At 46.9% G+C, this 17,958-nt stretch carries 18 protein-coding genes; 14 read left to right on the plus strand and 4 right to left on the minus strand.

What is annotated here, in order from left to right:
- Positions 1-13: 13 nt before the first annotated feature.
- Entirely contained in the window at positions 14-583 is a 570-nt protein-coding gene (locus MUB35_RS13070; RefSeq protein ID WP_033141165.1) for a stage II sporulation protein M, read from the plus strand.
- A gap of 215 nt (positions 584-798) precedes the next feature.
- Positions 799-1,683, plus strand: coding sequence for a site-specific tyrosine recombinase XerD (gene xerD / locus MUB35_RS13075; RefSeq protein WP_033141164.1), 885 nt, complete (start codon positions 799-801; stop codon positions 1,681-1,683).
- A 146-nt stretch (positions 1,684-1,829) separates the two neighbouring features.
- Here the strand turns inward: xerD and MUB35_RS13080 are convergent, their stop codons facing one another.
- The gene (locus MUB35_RS13080) at positions 1,830-2,861 is read right to left on the minus strand and encodes a 3-deoxy-7-phosphoheptulonate synthase (RefSeq protein ID WP_033141163.1); all 1,032 of its coding nucleotides are present in this window, start codon (positions 2,859-2,861) and stop codon (positions 1,830-1,832) included.
- A gap of 246 nt (positions 2,862-3,107) precedes the next feature.
- Entirely contained in the window at positions 3,108-4,439 is a 1,332-nt protein-coding gene (locus MUB35_RS13085) for a polysaccharide biosynthesis protein (protein WP_033141162.1), read from the minus strand.
- A gap of 162 nt (positions 4,440-4,601) precedes the next feature.
- Between MUB35_RS13085 and MUB35_RS13090 the strand changes: the two genes are divergently transcribed.
- From MUB35_RS13090 to MUB35_RS13110, 5 genes are all read left to right on the plus strand, one after another.
- Complete coding sequence (locus tag MUB35_RS13090) at positions 4,602-5,057, plus strand: RrF2 family transcriptional regulator (RefSeq protein WP_033141180.1); 456 nt, start codon at positions 4,602-4,604, stop codon at positions 5,055-5,057.
- A 12-nt stretch (positions 5,058-5,069) separates the two neighbouring features.
- Positions 5,070-6,263 (plus strand): cysteine desulfurase NifS, encoded by a 1,194-nt coding sequence (gene nifS / locus MUB35_RS13095; RefSeq protein ID WP_033141161.1) that lies wholly within the window; start codon positions 5,070-5,072, stop codon positions 6,261-6,263.
- A 35-nt stretch (positions 6,264-6,298) separates the two neighbouring features.
- Positions 6,299-6,736: a Fe-S cluster assembly scaffold protein NifU gene (gene nifU / locus MUB35_RS13100; RefSeq protein ID WP_033141160.1), complete on the plus strand. Its 438-nt coding sequence runs from the start codon at positions 6,299-6,301 to the stop codon at positions 6,734-6,736.
- Positions 6,736-7,812: a tRNA 2-thiouridine(34) synthase MnmA gene (gene mnmA, locus MUB35_RS13105; protein WP_033141159.1), complete on the plus strand. Its 1,077-nt coding sequence runs from the start codon at positions 6,736-6,738 to the stop codon at positions 7,810-7,812. The genes nifU and mnmA overlap by 1 nt, the downstream gene beginning before the upstream one ends.
- 140 nt (positions 7,813-7,952) lie before the next feature.
- On the plus strand, positions 7,953-8,576 hold the full coding sequence (locus MUB35_RS13110) for a GNAT family N-acetyltransferase (RefSeq protein ID WP_033141158.1): 624 nt from the start codon (positions 7,953-7,955) through the stop codon (positions 8,574-8,576).
- 22 nt (positions 8,577-8,598) lie between these two features.
- Here MUB35_RS13110 and MUB35_RS13115 read toward each other — a convergent pair whose 3' ends face one another.
- Positions 8,599-9,399: a histidinol-phosphatase HisJ family protein gene (locus MUB35_RS13115; RefSeq protein WP_033141157.1), complete on the minus strand. Its 801-nt coding sequence runs from the start codon at positions 9,397-9,399 to the stop codon at positions 8,599-8,601.
- 208 nt (positions 9,400-9,607) lie between these two features.
- On the opposite strand from MUB35_RS13115, the gene gap reads away from it, so the two are divergent.
- The 3 genes from gap (at position 9,608) to tpiA (ending at position 12,739) form a co-directional block, all read left to right on the plus strand.
- Complete coding sequence (gene gap / locus MUB35_RS13120; protein ID WP_033141156.1) at positions 9,608-10,627, plus strand: type I glyceraldehyde-3-phosphate dehydrogenase; 1,020 nt, start codon at positions 9,608-9,610, stop codon at positions 10,625-10,627.
- Between the two features lie 105 nt (positions 10,628-10,732).
- A complete protein-coding gene (locus MUB35_RS13125; RefSeq protein ID WP_033141155.1) occupies positions 10,733-11,926 on the plus strand; it encodes a phosphoglycerate kinase in 1,194 nt (397 codons plus the stop codon).
- Positions 11,927-11,989: 63 nt separating this feature from the next.
- A complete protein-coding gene (gene tpiA, locus MUB35_RS13130; RefSeq protein WP_033141154.1) occupies positions 11,990-12,739 on the plus strand; it encodes a triose-phosphate isomerase in 750 nt (249 codons plus the stop codon).
- 61 nt (positions 12,740-12,800) lie between these two features.
- Here tpiA and MUB35_RS13135 read toward each other — a convergent pair whose 3' ends face one another.
- Positions 12,801-13,703 (minus strand): radical SAM protein, encoded by a 903-nt coding sequence (locus MUB35_RS13135; protein ID WP_412240407.1) that lies wholly within the window; start codon positions 13,701-13,703, stop codon positions 12,801-12,803.
- A 188-nt stretch (positions 13,704-13,891) separates the two neighbouring features.
- Here MUB35_RS13135 and MUB35_RS13140 point away from each other — a divergent pair, with 188 nt between their 5' ends.
- The 4 genes from MUB35_RS13140 to MUB35_RS13155 all read left to right on the plus strand — a co-directional run bounded on the left by MUB35_RS13140 (position 13,892) and on the right by MUB35_RS13155 (position 17,863).
- Positions 13,892-15,340, plus strand: coding sequence for a L,D-transpeptidase family protein (locus MUB35_RS13140; protein WP_148392965.1), 1,449 nt, complete (start codon positions 13,892-13,894; stop codon positions 15,338-15,340).
- Between the two features lie 232 nt (positions 15,341-15,572).
- On the plus strand, positions 15,573-16,352 hold the full coding sequence (locus MUB35_RS13145; protein WP_033141151.1) for a transporter substrate-binding domain-containing protein: 780 nt from the start codon (positions 15,573-15,575) through the stop codon (positions 16,350-16,352).
- A gap of 85 nt (positions 16,353-16,437) precedes the next feature.
- Positions 16,438-17,133, plus strand: a complete 696-nt coding sequence (locus MUB35_RS13150) for an amino acid ABC transporter permease (protein ID WP_033141150.1) — start codon at positions 16,438-16,440, stop codon at positions 17,131-17,133.
- Positions 17,123-17,863 carry an amino acid ABC transporter ATP-binding protein gene (locus tag MUB35_RS13155; protein ID WP_033141149.1) on the plus strand — a complete coding sequence of 247 codons (741 nt, stop codon included), beginning with the start codon at positions 17,123-17,125 and terminating at the stop codon, positions 17,861-17,863. The genes MUB35_RS13150 and MUB35_RS13155 overlap by 11 nt, the downstream gene beginning before the upstream one ends.
- The last annotated feature ends 95 nt before the right edge of the window (positions 17,864-17,958 follow it).

Below are 17,958 nucleotides of genomic sequence, written 5' to 3' on the forward strand. Positions count from 1 at the left end.
ATAGGGTGAGATTATGAAAAAATATTTGAATGTGTTTTTCCTCCTGTACTTAGGAGGATTTGTAGTGGGGGTGCTTTGTTGTAATTTTTTGAGGAGTTATGCGGGGTATCAGACCAGTCTGCTGGGGGTCTATCTGGCAGACAGGGCGGCGGGAAGTGTTTCCGGGAGCGGGATCTTTCTGCGGTTGTTTGAGAGAAGAGGTGTCTGGTTTTTGTTGTATCTGATCAGCGGGGTGACGCCTTTTGGGATTCCGCTGGTGCTTGGGGGACTGCTTTGGCTGGGGTTTCTGGGCGGGAATCTGCTGACTGTGTTTTTGATGGAATATGGGATTCGCGGAATCGGGGCCGCGCTTGCCTGCTTTTTCCCTCAGGGGCTTTTTTATGTGCCCTCTGTGCTGCTGTTTTTCTTCTTCATTGTGCAGATGAGCCAGAAGTATTGGGGGAAGGGGATTCGGGTGAAGGCGGACTACAGGGCATACCTTTTTTTTATGACCGGGATTGGTATATTATTCCTGCTGGCTCTTTTTATGGAAAGTTATGTCAACCAAAATGTGCTGAGTTTTGTAATTGAGAGGTTTTTATAAAAAATTAACAAAATATTAACAATTTCAAATTTACCACATCTGGTAGACATAAATAGAGCTTTTTCGATATGTTGTGGAAATGTAAAAAAAGCCTGAAAAACAAGAAAAACTTTGGAAAAATCCGTTTGCTTTTTCTATGGAAGTTGATATATAATTTCATTATGATTTGGAAAGGTATGGCCTTTTACAATTAACTTAACGAGGGATAATCATACATGAAGTGCGAGATTGAAGAGTTTATAGCCTATTTACATAACACCAAAGGCACTTCCAAAAATACAGAAGTATCCTATGAGCGGGATTTGCGTAAGATGGATCAGTTTCTGAGGAACGAAGGAGTGGACAGGGTTCAGGATGTGACTGCCACGAATCTGAATTCTTATGAGATGTATTTGGAGCGGGAGAAGTTCGCTGCTTCCACCATTTCCAGGAGTATCGCGTCTATGCGCGCTTTTTTTCAGTATTGCTGCCAGCAGGGAATGCTTTCGGAGAATCCGGCAGACATATTGAAGGCGCCTAAGATCGAAAAGAAGATGCCTGGGATTCTTACTGTAGAAGAAGTCGATTTGTTGTTGAACCAGCCAAAGGAAAATACAGCCAAGGGTGTCCGGGATAAAGCCATGCTGGAGCTTTTATATGCCACAGGAATCCGGGTCAGTGAGCTGATCGGACTGAAGCTGGAGAATATAAATTTAAAACTGGGATACATCACCTGCGAGGCCAGCGAGAAGGAGAGGGTAATACCTTTCGGAAACGCAGCGAAGAAGGCGGTGAAGGAGTATCTGGAGCAGGCAAGGGAGGAGCTTTTAAGCCATAAGGAAAGCGACTGCCTCTTTGTTAATTGTTCCGGAAAACCTATGAGCCGGCAGGGATTCTGGAAGGTGCTGAAGACCTATGCCTCTTCTGCCGGGATTCAGCAGGATATCACACCACATACGCTGCGGCATTCCTTTGCAGCCCATCTGGTGCAGAACGGTGCGGATCTGAAAAGTGTACAGGAAATGCTGGGACATTCTGATATATCCACCACCCAGATTTATCTGAATATGAATGTGAATAAAATCAGGGATGTGTATCTGAAAGCGCATCCGAGAAAATAGAGGACCTGAAAAGATATGAGTTTTCGGGTTCTTTCTTTTTGGCAGGAGAAACAGGAAAGGCATTTGCCTCCGAGTGTGATGTTCGGAAGCAAATGCCTTTTGTTTTTGAACATCGGAAAGTTCAAAAAGCGTGGCTTTCCGATAATTTAACACAGTTCCGCGATGGTATAGAGGAGTTTCTCTGTCTCCTCCCAGCCAAGGCAGGGGTCTGTGATGGATTTTCCATAGATATGGTCAGGGCCGATCTTCTGGCAGCCGGATACCAGGTAGCTCTCAATCATGACACCTTTTACCAAATGGCGGATATCACGGGATACCAGGCGGCTGTGCAGCACTTCTTTGACAATGCGGACCTGCTGTTCGTATTTTTTGCCGGAGTTGGCATGGTTGGCGTCAATGATGACTGCCGGATTTTCCAGGTCACGGTCATTGTACATTTCCAGAAGAAGCTGCAGATCCTCGTAGTGGTAGTTGGGCAGGGTGTTGCCGTGTTTGTTCACAGCACCCCGCAGGATGGTGTGGGTGAGTGGATTGCCCTCTGTCTTGACTTCCCATCCTCTGGAGATGAAGTCATGTCCCTGCTGTGCGGCAACTACAGAGTTGAGCATAACAGAGAAGTCCCCGCTGGTGGGATTTTTCATACCCACAGGAACGTCAAGGCCGCTTACCATGAGACGGTGCTCCTGGTTCTCCACAGAACGCGCTCCGATCGCCACGTAGGAGAGCAGGTCAGATAAGTAGTGGTAGTTGTCCGGGTACAGCATTTCATCCGCGGAGCTGAGCCCTGTCTCCTGCAGGGAACGGATGTGCATGTGGCGGATGGCCAGAATGCCTGCCAGTACGTCCGGCTTTGCCTCAGGGTCCGGCTGGTGGAGCATACCCTTATAGCCCTCCCCTGTAGTACGCGGTTTGTTGGTGTATATACGCGGAACCAGCACCAGACGGTCTTCCACTTTATCCTGAAGCTTTGCAAGGCGGTTAGTGTAGTCACATACAGAATCTTCATTGTCTGCAGAACAGGGGCCGATGATGACAAGGAATTTGTCGGAAGCACCTGTGATGACATCGCTGATCATTTTGTCTCTTTTAGCTTTTATCTGTTTCAACTCTTCGGACACGGGTGCCTGTGCTTTGATCTCATCCGGAGAGGGAAGCTGTTTTACGAATTTGAAACTCATAATTATCTCCTTTGTTTGACTTTCCAGAGCGTGTTTGAAAATTTATTCCGGCAGTCTGTACGCCGCACATCTTGCCGAAAGCAATTTTCAAACACGTTCTAGTTGATTATTATAATACAAAACTTTCCGGTTGTCGACAGTTTTGGATAATTTTTTGCTTTAAAGCGTCTAAGCGGTAAAGATTAGAACTGCATGGTACGGGAGTCTGTGGGGGTGATCTTTTCCCGGATGCGAAAAGCACCGGGTTTATTCACCCGGTGCTGTTTTCATGTAATCTTTTAAGAAAAATAAAGTGAGGAGCGTGATTGCCAGTTCACTGATCAAAAGCCCCCACAGATACCCCAGAATACCGAAACGCGGAATCACGAAAAAAACAAAGAGCAGGCGGATGGAGAGGCCTAACAGGTTCTGGGCAAAGTATTTTCCCGTCTCCCCCAGACCGTTTAAGATTCCGCTCAGCGTGCTGGAGAGATACAGGCAGGGGCAGATAAAGGAAAGCGTTTTGATAAAAGTCCCTGCGAACTCATTTTTGAATAAAAACAGCCCCAGAAAATCACCGGAAAAATAAAAAAAGGCGGTGGAGAGGAAACCCAGCAGCAGGCAGTAGCGGGTGGTGGTAAAAATGCTTCTCCGTATATTCTTATAATTCCCCACTGCCTGGTCCTGTGCCACAGAGGGCAGAAGCATGGCTGAGACAGCGTTGGTGATCGCGGAGGGAAACAGTATGAGCGGCAGTGCCATACCGTTTAACACCCCGTAGATGGAGAGTGCGGAGGCGCTGTCCATGCCGAAAAGCCGCAGATGCCCGGGGATCAGCACAGACTCCATACTGTGCAGGATATTGATAAAGAGCCGGTTTCCTGTAAGGGGCAGAGACAAAGACACAATGTCCTTTAAATCCTTACCCGGCGCATGGATATTGCTGATTTGGTAATGATACTTTCTGTAATCCCACAGAATGAACAACAGAGAGAACAGCATGGAGACCAGTTCCCCCGCGAAAAGCCCCACAACAGCCAGCATGGGTGTGAGCGGATGCCCTTCCCCGGTCCACACCAGGTAGAGAAGGTAGGTTGCGCTCATGCGCGCTGTCTGCTCCACAAGCTGCGACCAGGCCGGGATTCCTGTCTTCTTCCTGGCCAGATAGTAGCCGTAGGCACAGGAATGAAAAGTTCCCATGGGAATTGACAGGGAGGAGACACGGAGCAGGTCTGTACACTGTTCCTCCAGCAGGATATGTACGGCAAACCAGGAGGCATGTCGGTACAGCAAAAAGGTGACGGCAAAAGATATGGCCATGGACAGGGAAGTGGCGATGAGAAAAATATCACGGGCGCCCTGTTCATCCTTTAAAGCTACCCGGGCAGCCACGAAGCGGGAGATCGCGGTCTGGATTCCTCCGACTGTCAGTGCAAAACAGAGGGTGTGGATGGGAAAGATAAGCTGGTAGATACCCATCCCCTGTGCACCAATTGTCTGCGACAGGAATATTCTATAGAGAAACCCAAGGATTTTTGTAAGGAAACCAGCCAGGGTCAGGATGAGTGTTCCTTTCAGCAAAATATGTTTGTTATCCATAAGAAGTCCTTTATAGTCACTATTCGCAGAGAGAGCAATAGTAACTTTTATAGCCTTTTTCACAATATATTCCAAAAAGTATCTTGACAGAACAGGATAAGAATGATATTCTACAATCAAATCCGAGTAAAACAGTCGGAATTTGAAAAGGATGGTGATGATTTGAAATTATCAACCAAAGGAAGGTACGGCTTGAGAGCCTTGATCGATTTGGCTTTATACAGCGAATCTGAGGCTGTTTCCATACAGAGCATTGCCACACGCCAGAACATTTCTGACAGTTATCTGGAACAGCTGGTGCGCAAGTTAAAGAGTGCCGGGTTGGTAGTGAGCGTCCGCGGTGCACAGGGCGGATATAAGCTTGCCAGACCTGCCGGTGAGATATCCGTAGGGGATGTCCTTCGGGCGCTGGAGGGCAGTCTGGATGCCGTTACCTGTAATGGAGGAGGAGAACATAGCTGCCAGGGTGCGGATTTGTGCGTCACCCGCTATGTATGGCAGCGTATCAATAATAGTATAAAAGAAACTGTAGATTCCATCATGCTGGATCAGCTCGTAGAGGAAAGCCGCAGGATGCGGGATAAGGGGCAGATTCAGGTGCAAAAATGTGACAATTAGGAGAGAGGAATTATGAAGACAACAATATATCTGGATAATGCAGCAACAACAAAAACAGCACAGGAGGTTGTAGATGCCATGCTTCCGTACTTCACAGAGAGCTACGGAAATCCATCCAGCATCTATGAGATCGGACAGAGAAGCAAAGAGGCGATCACAAAAGCCAGAGAACAGATCGCAGAGGTGCTGGGCGCAAAGTCAGAGGAAATTTACTTTACAGCAGGCGGCAGTGAAGCGGATAACTGGGCTTTGAAAGCGGCATTTGAAGCATACAAAAGCAAAGGAAACCATATCATCACCACGAAGATAGAGCATCACGCTATTCTGCACACCTGCGAATATCTGGAAAAACGCGGAGCAAGGGTGACCTATCTGGATGTGGATGAGAATGGTATCGTAAAGCTGGATGATCTCTTAGAAGCCATCACACCGGAGACGATCCTGATCTCCATTATGTTTGCAAACAATGAGATCGGCGCTGTCCAGCCCATCAAAGAGATCGGAATGATCGCCAAAGAACACAATATATTATTCCACACAGATGCGGTACAGGCATTCGGACAGGTCCCGATTCATGTGGATGAGATGAACATTGATATGTTAAGCTCCAGCGGACATAAGATCAACGGACCAAAGGGCATTGGTTTCTTATATATCCGCAAAGGCGTAAAGATCCGCAGTTTTGTACACGGCGGTGCTCAGGAGAGAAAGAGAAGAGCAGGTACAGAGAACGTGCCGGCCATTGTGGGATACGGTGTGGCAGCAGAGCGAGCAGCCAGAACCATGGAGGAGCGTACGAAGAAAGAGATAGAGCTGAGGGATTACTTTATCGGCAGAATCTTAAATGAGATTCCCTATGTCCGCCTCAACGGTGACGCCAAAAGACGTCTGCCGAACAACATTAATGTGAGCTTCCAGTTCATTGAGGGTGAGTCCCTGCTCATTATGCTGGATATGAAGGGAATCGCGGCGTCAAGCGGTTCTGCATGTACCTCCGGATCCCTGGACCCGTCCCATGTACTGCTGGCCATCGGTCTGCCTCATGAGATTGCCCATGGTTCCCTCAGAATGACCATCAGCGAGGAGACAACAAAAGAAGATCTGGACTACACACTGGACCAGATCAAGGAGATTGTAAACCGTCTGCGTGAACTCTCCCCGTTATATGAAGATTTCATAAAAAAACAGAAACAGAACAGAGCGTAAGATCAAAAAAGACAAATTATGGAGGAAAATAAATTATGTACAGCGAAAAAGTAATGGACCATTTTCAGAACCCGAGAAATGTAGGAGAGATTGAAGGCGCCAGCGGTGTCGGAACCGTAGGCAATGCAAAATGCGGAGACATTATGAGAATGTATCTGGATATTGATGAGGACGGAATCATCCGGGACTGTAAATTCAAAACCTTCGGCTGCGGCGCCGCAGTGGCAACCAGCAGTATGGCTACAGAGCTTGTGAAGGGCAAAACCATTCAGGAGGCCCTGCAGGTGACAAATAAAGCGGTTATGGAGGCTCTTGACGGCCTTCCCCCGGTAAAAGTACACTGCTCCCTGCTTGCTGAGGAAGCAATCCATGCAGCACTCTGGGATTATGCGGAAAAGCACGGAATTAAGATCGAGGGTCTGGATAAGCCAAAAAGCGATATTTCTGAAGGGGAAGAAGAGGAAGAGTATTAATGGAAAAAAAGAAGGTAGTTGTGGGGATGTCCGGCGGTGTGGACTCCTCAGTGGCGGCCTATCTGCTGAAGGAACAGGGATATGATGTCATTGGAGTCACCATGCAGATCTGGCAGGATGAGGACAATGCCGCACAGGAGGAGAACGGCGGCTGCTGCGGCCTGAGCGCAGTGGACGATGCCAGAAGAGTGGCGAACATGCTGGAGATTCCCTACTACGTCATGAACTTCAAACATGAGTTCAGAGAAAATGTCATTGACTATTTCATTCAGGAATATCTAAAAGGCCGCACACCCAACCCCTGTATTGCCTGCAACCGTTATGTAAAATGGGAATCCCTTCTAAAAAGGAGCATGGAGATCGGTGCGGATTACATTGCCACAGGCCATTACGCCAAGATCGTGCAGACAGACAGCGGCAGGTATTCTCTGAAAATGTCGGATGCCACAGGAAAAGACCAGACCTATGCCCTTTATAATCTTACCCAGTTCCAGCTTTCACATACGCTTATGCCTGTTGGATTCTATGAGAAGGATGAGATCAGAAAAATAGCGGAACAGATTGGCCTTCCCGTGGCGAAGAAGAAGGACAGCCAGGAAATCTGCTTTGTGCCGGACAAGGACTATGCCGGATTTATCGAGGAGAATACAGAGCATAAGATAGAAGAGGGCAGCTACGTGCTGGCAGACGGTACGGTGATCGGGCGCCATAAAGGAATCACCCATTATACCATTGGTCAGAGAAAAGGCCTGGGCCTGGCAATGGGACATCCTGTCTTTGTGACAGAGATTCGTCCTGAAAGCAACGAGGTGGTGATCGGAGAAAATGAGGACCTGTTCCAAAGAGAACTGATCTGTAACCGGATTAACTTTATGTCCATTCCTGACCTGAAAGAGGACATGCATGTTATGGCTAAAATCCGGTATAACCACAGAGGTGCTTCTGCTGTCATACACAGAGAAGAGGAAGACAAGATTCGGGTAATCTTCGATGAACCCCAGAGGGCCATCACTCCGGGACAGGCAGTTGTCTTTTATGACGGAGAATATGTAGCCGGAGGCGGCATTATTTTATGACTTTTTTGGAGTATAAAATTGCCCGGGAGACAGTTTTTGCATGAAGCTGTTTTCCGGGCAGTTTTTTCTTTGGGCCGGTACAGATCGTATGCAGAGCACGCGGCCGAAATATTGGGTTTTAACCGGGAGGTAAGGATTAGATGAATGTGAGAGCAGAGAGACTGGATAATGAAAGCATTCGGTACATATATAAAACCTACATGAAGAAAGATTTTCCAAGGTCAGAACTCAAACCTCTGAAAAGTATTCTGGCGCTGACAGAGAGCGGCAGAGGGGATGGGTATGGGTTCTATGACGGGAATGCACTGGCAGGATATGCGTTTTTGATAAAGGCACCCTCCGGGAGGGCATACCTGATCGATTATCTGGCAGTGCTGCCGTCTGTGAGAGGCAGAGGGTATGGGAGTGCATGTCTTCTGGCACTTCAGTCTATTTTAGATAAAAGAGACATGTACAGCGATAAAGAAGCCGTACGGGAGAACGAGGGGTATATCATCATGGCAGAGACCGAAGACCCATCCTTTGCAGCCCGGGAAGAGGAACTGCAGGTCCGCAGAAGAAGAATCCGCTTTTACGAAAAGAATGGATTTTTTGATTCCCGGAACACCTGCCGCCTCTTTGGGGTGGAATACAGAATTTTAGGAAAGTCCTCCGCTGCAGCCGAAAAAGAGGAGATACAGATACGCTGCAGGGAGGAATTGGACAGCATTTACCGCACCGTCATTCCTAAGATCGTATATGGCAGCCAGGTGATCTGGCTGTAAGATTCCGGAATTTCTCTTACAATTACAATGGAAGAAATTCCGGTTTTCTGTTCCTGAAAACCGTATAATAATGAAAACCACATTCCTTTAACAATGCCCCTGCGCGCTCAAAGTCATAGGCAATGTGTTCCGGCGCATGAGCGTCAGAGCCAAGGGTGAGGATTTCGCCTCCCAGTTCCCGGTAGCGGCTCAATATCTTTTCCGTGGGATTGGGATGCCCGAGACCGTATTTGAACCCCGCGGTGTTGCATTCCAGTCCGATGCCCTTCTGCACCAGAACGCGGAGAATTTCGTCCAGGATATCTCTGTATTTTTCATAGGTATAATACAGGTTGCGGTTGGGGCCGTAGCGAACCACATAGTCAATGTGACCGCATACATCGAAACAGGAGAAGACTTTTAAGTTTTCCAAAAGGCAGGTAAAATAGCTGCGGTATGCCTCCTCCTCGCTGCGGTTTTCAAAAAATATCCTGTCATAGGGGTCACATCCGTCCGCAACATGCACGGAGCCGATGACAAAATCAAAGGGGTAACCGGCTGCGAAGGACGGCAGTTTCCCGGTCAGATGGGGCTGGAGTCCAAGCTCGATACCGAAATTTATCTCTATTTTATCTTCATACTTTTTTCTGAGTTCCAGAAGTTTTTCCCGGTAAGCCGGCATATCCACAAGAAAATCAAATTCTCCTGTGGGAAAATCGAAATCCATATGCTCTGTAAAGCAGACCCGGGGCACATTTCTGTGAATGGCACCGAGGATCATGTGCTCCATAGGAGCTTCGCTGTCGCTGGAAAATGATGTGTGCATGTGATAATCTGCGTACATAGATGACATCTCCTTTTCATTTGCTGCCCTAATTATATAGGAAAGAGAGGGAATTGTACATAAAGAGAATGTAAAACTGGTACGATTTTTCATTTTATGCTTGAATTTTTGTCTCAGATTAGGTACAATATCAAATAGGTTGATGTTTCTTTAACAATCTTAATAGAAACCTCACGGAATACAAACACTTTTAGGAGGAATGAATAACATGGCAGTAAAAGTAGCAATCAATGGATTTGGACGTATTGGACGTCTGGCTTTCAGACAGATGTTTGGAGCAGAAGGATTTGAAGTTGTAGCAATCAATGACTTAACATCTCCGACAATGTTAGCTCACTTACTGAAATATGACTCTACACAGGGAAGATATGCACTTGGCGATACAGTAACAGCAGGTGAAGATTCCATCACAGTTGATGGCAAAGAAATCAAAATCTACGCAAAAGCTAACGCTGAAGAACTTCCTTGGGGAGAAATCGGTGTAGATGTTGTTCTGGAATGTACAGGTTTCTATACATCCAAAGCAAAAGCAGAAGCTCATATCAAAGCAGGTGCTAAGAAAGTTGTTATCTCCGCTCCGGCTGGAAATGACCTTCCGACCATCGTTTACAATGTAAACCATGAGACACTGACAAAAGATGACAACATCATCTCCGCAGCTTCCTGTACAACAAACTGCCTGGCTCCGATGGCAAAAGCATTAAACGACCTGGCTCCGATCAAATCCGGTATCATGTGCACAATCCATGCTTACACAGGCGATCAGATGACACTGGACGGACCGCAGAGAAAAGGCGATTTAAGAAGATCTCGTGCAGCTGCAGTTAATATCGTTCCGAACAGCACAGGTGCTGCAAAGGCAATCGGTCTGGTTATTCCGGAACTGAACGGCAAACTGATCGGATCTGCTCAGCGTGTTCCGACCCCTACAGGTTCTACTACAATTCTGACAGCAGTTGTTGACGGAACTGTAACTGTAGATCAGGTTAACGCAATCATGAAAGAGCAGGCTACAGAGTCCTTCGGATACAACACAGACGAAATCGTATCCAGCGATATCATCGGTATGAAATACGGTTCTCTGTTTGATGCAACCCAGACAATGGTTCTGCCGTTAGACAATGGCACAACTGAGGTTCAGGTTATTTCCTGGTATGACAATGAGAATTCTTACACAAGCCAGATGGTAAGAACAATCAAATACTTCGGAAAATTATTAGAGAAATAATATTACAAATAAAGACTCATTAAGGGGTCCGGTCTATTTTGGACCGGGCTCCTTTTGTCCATTCTGTTATTTAACAAGAACAAATATTAAAGGAGGCATCATCCAATGCTCAACAAGAAATCAGTTGATGACATCAACGTAAAAGGAAAAAAAGTTTTAGTCCGTTGTGATTTCAACGTTCCCCTTCAGGAAGGTAAGATCACAGATGAAAACCGTCTGGTGGCAGCCCTTCCCACTATCAAGAAGCTGATTGCTGACGGTGGAAAAGTAATTCTGTGCTCTCATCTGGGCAAACCTAAGGGAGAAGCAAAACCGGAGTTATCTCTGGCTCCTGTTGCCAAGAGAATGTCAGAATTACTGGGCCAGGAAGTAAAATTTGCAGCAGACCCGGAAGTAGTCGGACCGAATGCAAAAGCTGCTGTCCAGGCAATGAAAGACGGAGATGTTGTTTTACTGGAAAATACACGTTACCGTGCAGAAGAGACAAAGAACGGAGAAGCATTCAGCAAAGAGCTGGCATCTCTGTGCGATGTATTTGTAAATGACGCATTTGGTACTGCCCACAGAGCACACTGCTCCAATGTCGGTGTGACACAGTTTGTAGATACTGCGGTTGTCGGATATCTGATGCAGAAAGAGATCGACTTCCTGGGAAATGCCGTGGACAACCCAAACAGACCGTTTGTTGCAATTCTGGGCGGCGCTAAAGTTTCCAGTAAGATTTCTGTGATCGACAATCTGCTTGATAAAGTAGATACTCTGATCATCGGCGGCGGAATGTCCTACACATTCTCAAAAGCTCTGGGCGGACACATTGGCGTGTCTCTCTGTGAAGACGATTATCTGCAGTATGCACTGGATATGATGAAAAAGGCAGAGGAAAAAGGCGTGAAACTTTTACTGCCGGTGGACAACCGTATTGGTGATGATTTCTCCAATGACTGCAACATCCAGGTTGCAAAACGCGGCGAGATCCCGGACGGCTGGGAAGGCATGGATATTGGACCTGAGACAGAGAAAATCTTCTGTGACGCTGTAAAAGATGCTAAGACTGTTGTGTGGAACGGACCGATGGGATGTTTCGAGATGCCGAATTTTGCTCATGGTACAGAAGCAGTTGCAAAAGCACTGGCTGAAACAGACGCTACCACCATCATCGGCGGCGGTGATTCTGCAGCGGCTGTCAATATCCTGGGATATGGTGACAAGATGACCCACATTTCCACAGGAGGCGGCGCTTCCCTGGAATTCTTAGAGGGCAAAGAACTGCCGGGCGTGGCAGCAGCTAATGATAAATAAAAGTAACTGTGAAAACACTGGACAGTTGCAGATAAAGAATAAGTGAAAGAAGGAAATAAAGTCATGGCAAGAAGAAAAATTGTTGCTGGTAACTGGAAGATGAATATGACTCCCAGCGAAGCTGTTGAATTAGTAAACACATTAAAACCTCTGGTAGCAAACGAGGAAGTTGACGTAGTATTCTGTGTACCGGCAATTGATATCCTTCCGGTTGTAGAAGCCTGCAAAGGCACAAACATCCAGGTTGGCGCTGAGAATATGTACTATGAGGAGAAAGGTGCCTACACAGGTGAGATCGCTCCGGGCATGCTCACAGATGCCGGTGTAAAATATGTTGTTTTAGGCCACTCTGAGAGAAGAGAATACTTCGCAGAGACAAGCGAGACTGTAAATAAAAAAATGCTGAAAGCATTTGAGCATGGAATCACTCCGATCATGTGCTGCGGCGAGACTCTGGAGCAGAGAGAGCAGGGCGTGACCATGGACTTCATCCGTCAGCAGGTGAAAGTTGGATTCCAGGGCGTAACAGCAGACCAGGCTAAGACAGCAGTGATCGCTTACGAGCCGATCTGGGCTATCGGAACAGGTAAGACAGCTACCACAGAGCAGGCACAGGAAGTTTGTGCAGGTATCCGTGCATGCATCGCTGAAGTATATGACGAGGCGACTGCAGAAGCTATCCGCATCCAGTACGGCGGATCCGTAAATGCCAAGACAGCTCCGGAACTGTTCGCTCAGAACGATATTGACGGCGGCTTAGTAGGCGGCGCTTCCCTGAAACCGGAATTCGGACAGATTGTGAACTACAAATAATATGTAACAGCAGAAAGAAAGCCTTCCACGGTAAACACGGGGAAGGCTTTTTTGACGCTGTCTATATCCCCTCCAGATTAAAGGGCGGGGTGTATTCCTCTTTGGCACTGCTTTTTTCCTGCATATATCCGTCTGTGAGCCCAAGACGGACAGCCTCCTCCAGTACGCTCTCGTATTCATAAGTTGTGATCCTGCGGTTGATCTCAGGATACCCGCTGCTTTTATAGAATGGGGTAAACTGGCTCAGCAGGCTGATGAGATAGTGGTTGTCCGGAAGATTTTCCTTGATCCAGTGCAGCAGCCGAATGGAATCTTTTCGACAGCCGGGGAGGACCATATGGCGGATGATGACACCGCTTTTCAAAAGTCCGTTATCGTCAAATCTGGGAGCACCTGTCTGCTCTATCATATATGGTATGGCATTGGACGCGGCGGAAAAATAATCGGGGGCCATGGAGTAGCGCATGGAGAGCGCGGAATCATAATATTTTAGATCCGGCAGATAAATATCCACATAATCCCTGAGGCGTGCCAGGGTTTCCGGTTTTTCATATCCTCCGCAGTTGTACACAACGGGAATATGCAGGCGGTCCTTTACCCTGTCAAGGGCAGGCAGGACGGAAGGCAGGTACTGGGTGGCTGTCACCAGATTGATATTGTGGGCACCGGCATCCTGCAGTTCCAGGAAGATTTCGGACAGCCTCTCCTCTGTGATCTCCTTTCCAAAGCCTTCACTGCTTACGGAATAATTCTGGCAGAAACAGCAGCGGAGCGTACAGCCCGTAAAAAATACAGTGCCGCTGCCGTTGGTGCCGCTGATACATGGCTCTTCCCAATGGTGCAGGGCAGCTCTTGCGGCCGTCAGCCTGTCGGTACATTGACAGTAACCTTTACGCAAATGACGGTCTGCATGGCAGTTCCTTGGGCAGAGTGAACAATTTTTATATTCGTCAGGCTGGTTCATCAGCGATTTTCCTCCAAACATTTCAAATCTCTTCCAAAACTGTTTCGTTTTATTAACATCATAATGAAAATTTCCTAAAATTTCAAGTGTGTGCCTGAAACCTCTTCCTTTTTGTCGTATTTTGCGTTAAAATAATTCATGTGAAACTTTTTAGGGGAGAAATGCGTCTAATAATTAAGGGTGTGAAAATGAGTAAAAAAACGAATGAAAAAAAGAAAACAGAAAAAAAGAATAAGGGAAAAAGCAAGGTCGTCAAAAGGATACTGCTGGCGCTTCTGATCGTGCTGCTTTTGGCAGTGGTGGGTATCTATTGTGCTGTGGGCTATTATTACCAGGACAAGTTCTACAGCGGCACTACCATCAACGGATATGACTGCAGTGAAAAATCTGTGGACTACATCAAGGAGATCATTAAAAAAGAGGCGGAGACATATTCTCTGACGATCAAAGAGAAAGAGGATAAGCAGGATGTGATCCAGGCGGCAGATATTAAGCTGACTTATAAGGACGACGGTGAACTGGAAAAGCTTATGGAGGACCAGAACGCCTGGCTGTGGATTTTCAGCCTGACAAAAGACAAGAATTATGAGGTGAGTCTGGATAATTCTTATGATGAGGCAAGTCTTGACACGGTCATCAGCAGCCTGGCCTGTCTCAAGCCGGAGAATATGACAGCGCCGCAGGATGCTTATCTGGAGGATACAGGGGAAGCATATCAGATCGTTCCTGAGGTGGAAGGTAATACGCTGGATCAGGAAAAGACAGTAAAAGCCATCAAGGATGCCGTTAACGGACGAAAAGGAGAAGTCTCCTTAGAAGAGTCAGGCTGTTATCAGGCACCGGCAGTGCGGCAGGATGACCCGGGGCTGACCCAGGAAAGAGATAAACTGAATGCATTGACCACCATGCAGATCGTTTTGGACTTTGGGCATGGACAGGAAACCATCACAAGGGACCTTTTGAAATCCTGGCTGAAGAAAGACGATGCAGGCAATTATTATTTTGATGAACCTACTGTGAAGCAGTATATTATCGATCTTTCCGCAGTATACAACACAAAGGGCAAAGCAAGGGACTTTGTTACTACAGGCGGAAGTACGGTCCATCTTACCGGAGGCGACTATGGCTGGCAGTTATGGCAGGATAAGACTACAGAGTCTCTGATGAATACTCTCAATGCAGGGGAAAGCACAACCTTGGAAGTGACCTGGCTGTACAAGGCGCAGAAGCATGATGGCAATGAGATTGACGGTACTTATGTGGAGATATCCATTTCCCAGCAGCATATGTGGTTCTATAAAAACGGCAGTCTTATTGTGGATACCCCGGTCGTGACCGGCAATCCCAACACAGGACATGCAACACCGGCAGGGGGTGTCTGGAATCTGAAAGATAAAAAGAGTCCTTTCACTCTGGTGGGCAAAAAACCGGACGGAAGTATTGACTATGAAGAGCCGGTTAACTATTGGCTGCCATTTAACGGAGGCGTGGGAATCCATGACCTTGTAAAGAGAGATGCTTTTGGAGGCGATATCTATCTGTCCAATGGTTCTCACGGATGTGTCAATACACCCATAGATGCGGTGCAGATGATCTATAATAATATTGAGGTGAATACACCGATTGTGGTGTACTGACGAAAGACGGCCGGAGCGGAAGCTTCGGCCGCAGCTATATCCGGAAATATTTGGTGCTCTCTGTGTGCGTAACAGCATCACTGCGGCGCGGGAAGGTGTGAATGTGTATCTTGTTTTTGCAGTTTTTCTGTTGAAATTTGCCTGCAAAGCTGATATAATGCTAATCAGTTGAATAAAAATACATAATATACATTAAAAATGCATAAAAATGAATGCGTAAGGAGAGAGAAAAATGAAAAAATTAGCAGCAGCAGCTTTAGTTGCTGCCATGGTACTGTCTTTGGCAGGATGCGGCAGCAGCACAAAGAAGATTGAGTCAAAAGAGGATTTAAAGGATGCCGTTATCGGCGTTCAGCTTGGAACAACAGGTGATACCACAGTATCAGAGGCGTCAATCGGCGCAAAAGAGGTAAAGCGTTATAACAAAGGCGCTCAGGCAATCCAGGCGCTGAAAAAAGGCCAGATCGACTGTGTGGTGATCGATACAGAGCCGGCCAAGAAGTTCGTTGAGCTGAATGATGACCTGAAAATGATTGAGAACCAGTTTGAAGACGAGCAGTATGCCATCAGCATGAAAAAAGGCAACACAGAGCTGAAAGATGCATTTAATAAAGCTCTGGGCGAGCTGGAGGAGGAAGGTGTTCTTTCCGATATCGTAAACAATTATATCGGTGATGAGGCGGGTAAAAATCCTTATGAATCACCGGCAGATGCGGATCGTTCCAAAGGAAAGCTTGTGATGGCTACCAACGCGGAGTTTGAGCCGTGGGAGTATCATGACGGTGAGGCTATCGTAGGTATCGATGTGGATATCGCGCAGGCAATCTGTGATAAGCTGGGTTATGAGCTGGAAGTGTCCGATATGGAGTTTGACGCCATCCTTCCTGCAGTACAGTCCGGAAAGGCAGACTTCGGTGCAGCCGGCATGACAGTAAACGAAGAACGTCTGGAGAGCGTTGATTTTACAGACACGTATGCAAACGCAAGCCAGGTAATCATAGTAAAGAAATAAGTTGAAAGATGACCCATGAAAAGAAAAGCTGCTGACAATCCTGCCGGCAGCTTTACTTGCGGGAGAAAGTAAGACAGGTGGAAAAATGTGTGTATTAGGGATTTCACAACAGCTTTATAACAACTTTATCAAGGATGACCGGTATATGTGGCTGCTGGAAGGTTTGAAAAATACTCTGCTCATCACACTTCTGGCAGTGATCATCGGTATCATCATCGGATTTGCGGTGGCCATTGTGCGTTCCAGCCATGATAAAAACGGTTCCTTCGGTGTTTTAAACGCCGTATTTAAGATTTATCTGACCGTGATTCGCGGAACACCAACCATGATCCAGCTGCTGATCATGAACTTCGTTATTTTCGGCAGCCTTTCTCTGGACCCTGTGCTGGTGGGCGGCCTGGCTTTTGGTATCAACTCAGGCGCCTATGTGGCGGAGATCGTCCGTTCCGGTATTATGTCAGTGGATCAGGGACAGTTTGAAGCAGGGCGTTCTCTGGGACTTAATTATTCCCAGACCATGAAGTCCATTGTCATGCCGCAGGCATTTAAGAATGTACTTCCGGCACTGGTCAACGAGATGATCGTGCTTTTAAAAGAGACTTCCATTGTGGGCTACATCGGAATGATGGATTTGACAAAGGGCGCTATGCTGATCCAGAGCCGTACCTACAACGCATTCCTGCCTCTGCTGGCAGCAGCGCTGATTTATTTGATACTGGTTATGATTTTAACAGCATGTATGAATAAGCTGGAAAGGAAGTTGAGGACCAATGAGCGATAACAACATTTTACTGGAAGTGCAGGGGCTTGAGAAAGCCTTCGGAGATAATAAAGTGCTGGACGGCATAACCACGGATATCCGCCAGGGTGAAGTGGTTGCGGTCATTGGACCTTCCGGATCCGGTAAATCCACTTTTCTCCGCTCCCTGAATCTGCTGGAAGTGCCTACAGGGGGAAGGATTCTCTTTGAAGGTACGGATATTACAGATCCCAAGGTGGATATTAACCGCCATCGCCAGAAAATCGGTATGGTGTTTCAGCAGTTTAATCTTTTCCCTAACATGACTGTGAAGGAAAATATCATGCTTGCGCCTGTGAAGCTGAAACTCATGTCACAGAGTGAGGCGTCAAAGAAAGCGGACGAGCTGCTTGCCAGAGTTGGGCTGCCGGAGAAGGCTGACACATATCCGGAAATGCTCTCCGGAGGTCAGAAGCAGAGGATCGCCATCGCAAGAGCTCTGGCAATGAATCCTGATGTTATGCTGTTTGACGAGCCTACATCAGCCCTTGATCCTGAAATGGTCGGGGAGGTTCTGGAGCTTATGAAGGAACTGGCACAGTCGGGAATGACTATGGTCGTGGTGACTCATGAAATGGGATTTGCCAAAGAGGTGGCTTCCAGGGTGATCTTCATCGATGAGGGGAAGATCCAGGAGGAAAACAAACCAAAGGAATTTTTTGAAAATCCGAAAAACCAGAGATTAAGGGACTTTTTGTCAAAAGTATTATAAATTCAAATCTTCCTGCCCTGTCATTTTTTTAACAAAATCCGTCCAAATCTTGCAATTAGGATTGAAAAATTCTGGATTTCTGTTAAAATGAAAAA

The sequence above is a fragment of the Blautia sp. NSJ-175 genome, assembly GCF_022867815.1.
In the GTDB taxonomy this organism is placed as follows: domain Bacteria; phylum Bacillota; class Clostridia; order Lachnospirales; family Lachnospiraceae; genus Blautia; species Blautia celeris.

Bases quoted from the DNA above. Each gene is read 5' to 3' on its own strand.
- MUB35_RS13110 (WP_033141158.1), top strand. From the start codon at position 7,953: ATGAATGTGAGAGCAGAGAGACTGGATAATGAAAGCATTCGGTACATA.
- MUB35_RS13140 (WP_148392965.1), top strand. From the start codon at position 13,892: ATGAGTAAAAAAACGAATGAAAAAAAGAAAACAGAAAAAAAGAATAAG.
- mnmA (WP_033141159.1), top strand. From the start codon at position 6,736: ATGGAAAAAAAGAAGGTAGTTGTGGGGATGTCCGGCGGTGTGGACTCC.
- MUB35_RS13085 (WP_033141162.1), bottom strand. From the start codon at position 4,439: ATGGATAACAAACATATTTTGCTGAAAGGAACACTCATCCTGACCCTG.
- MUB35_RS13135 (WP_412240407.1), bottom strand. From the start codon at position 13,703: ATGAACCAGCCTGACGAATATAAAAATTGTTCACTCTGCCCAAGGAAC.
- MUB35_RS13125 (WP_033141155.1), top strand. From the start codon at position 10,733: ATGCTCAACAAGAAATCAGTTGATGACATCAACGTAAAAGGAAAAAAA.
- MUB35_RS13150 (WP_033141150.1), top strand. From the start codon at position 16,438: ATGTGTGTATTAGGGATTTCACAACAGCTTTATAACAACTTTATCAAG.
- nifS (WP_033141161.1), top strand. From the start codon at position 5,070: ATGAAGACAACAATATATCTGGATAATGCAGCAACAACAAAAACAGCA.
- MUB35_RS13070 (WP_033141165.1), top strand. From the start codon at position 14: ATGAAAAAATATTTGAATGTGTTTTTCCTCCTGTACTTAGGAGGATTT.
- tpiA (WP_033141154.1), top strand. From the start codon at position 11,990: ATGGCAAGAAGAAAAATTGTTGCTGGTAACTGGAAGATGAATATGACT.
- xerD (WP_033141164.1), top strand. From the start codon at position 799: ATGAAGTGCGAGATTGAAGAGTTTATAGCCTATTTACATAACACCAAA.
- gap (WP_033141156.1), top strand. From the start codon at position 9,608: ATGGCAGTAAAAGTAGCAATCAATGGATTTGGACGTATTGGACGTCTG.
- nifU (WP_033141160.1), top strand. From the start codon at position 6,299: ATGTACAGCGAAAAAGTAATGGACCATTTTCAGAACCCGAGAAATGTA.
- MUB35_RS13145 (WP_033141151.1), top strand. From the start codon at position 15,573: ATGAAAAAATTAGCAGCAGCAGCTTTAGTTGCTGCCATGGTACTGTCT.
- MUB35_RS13115 (WP_033141157.1), bottom strand. From the start codon at position 9,399: ATGTACGCAGATTATCACATGCACACATCATTTTCCAGCGACAGCGAA.
- MUB35_RS13080 (WP_033141163.1), bottom strand. From the start codon at position 2,861: ATGAGTTTCAAATTCGTAAAACAGCTTCCCTCTCCGGATGAGATCAAA.
- MUB35_RS13155 (WP_033141149.1), top strand. From the start codon at position 17,123: ATGAGCGATAACAACATTTTACTGGAAGTGCAGGGGCTTGAGAAAGCC.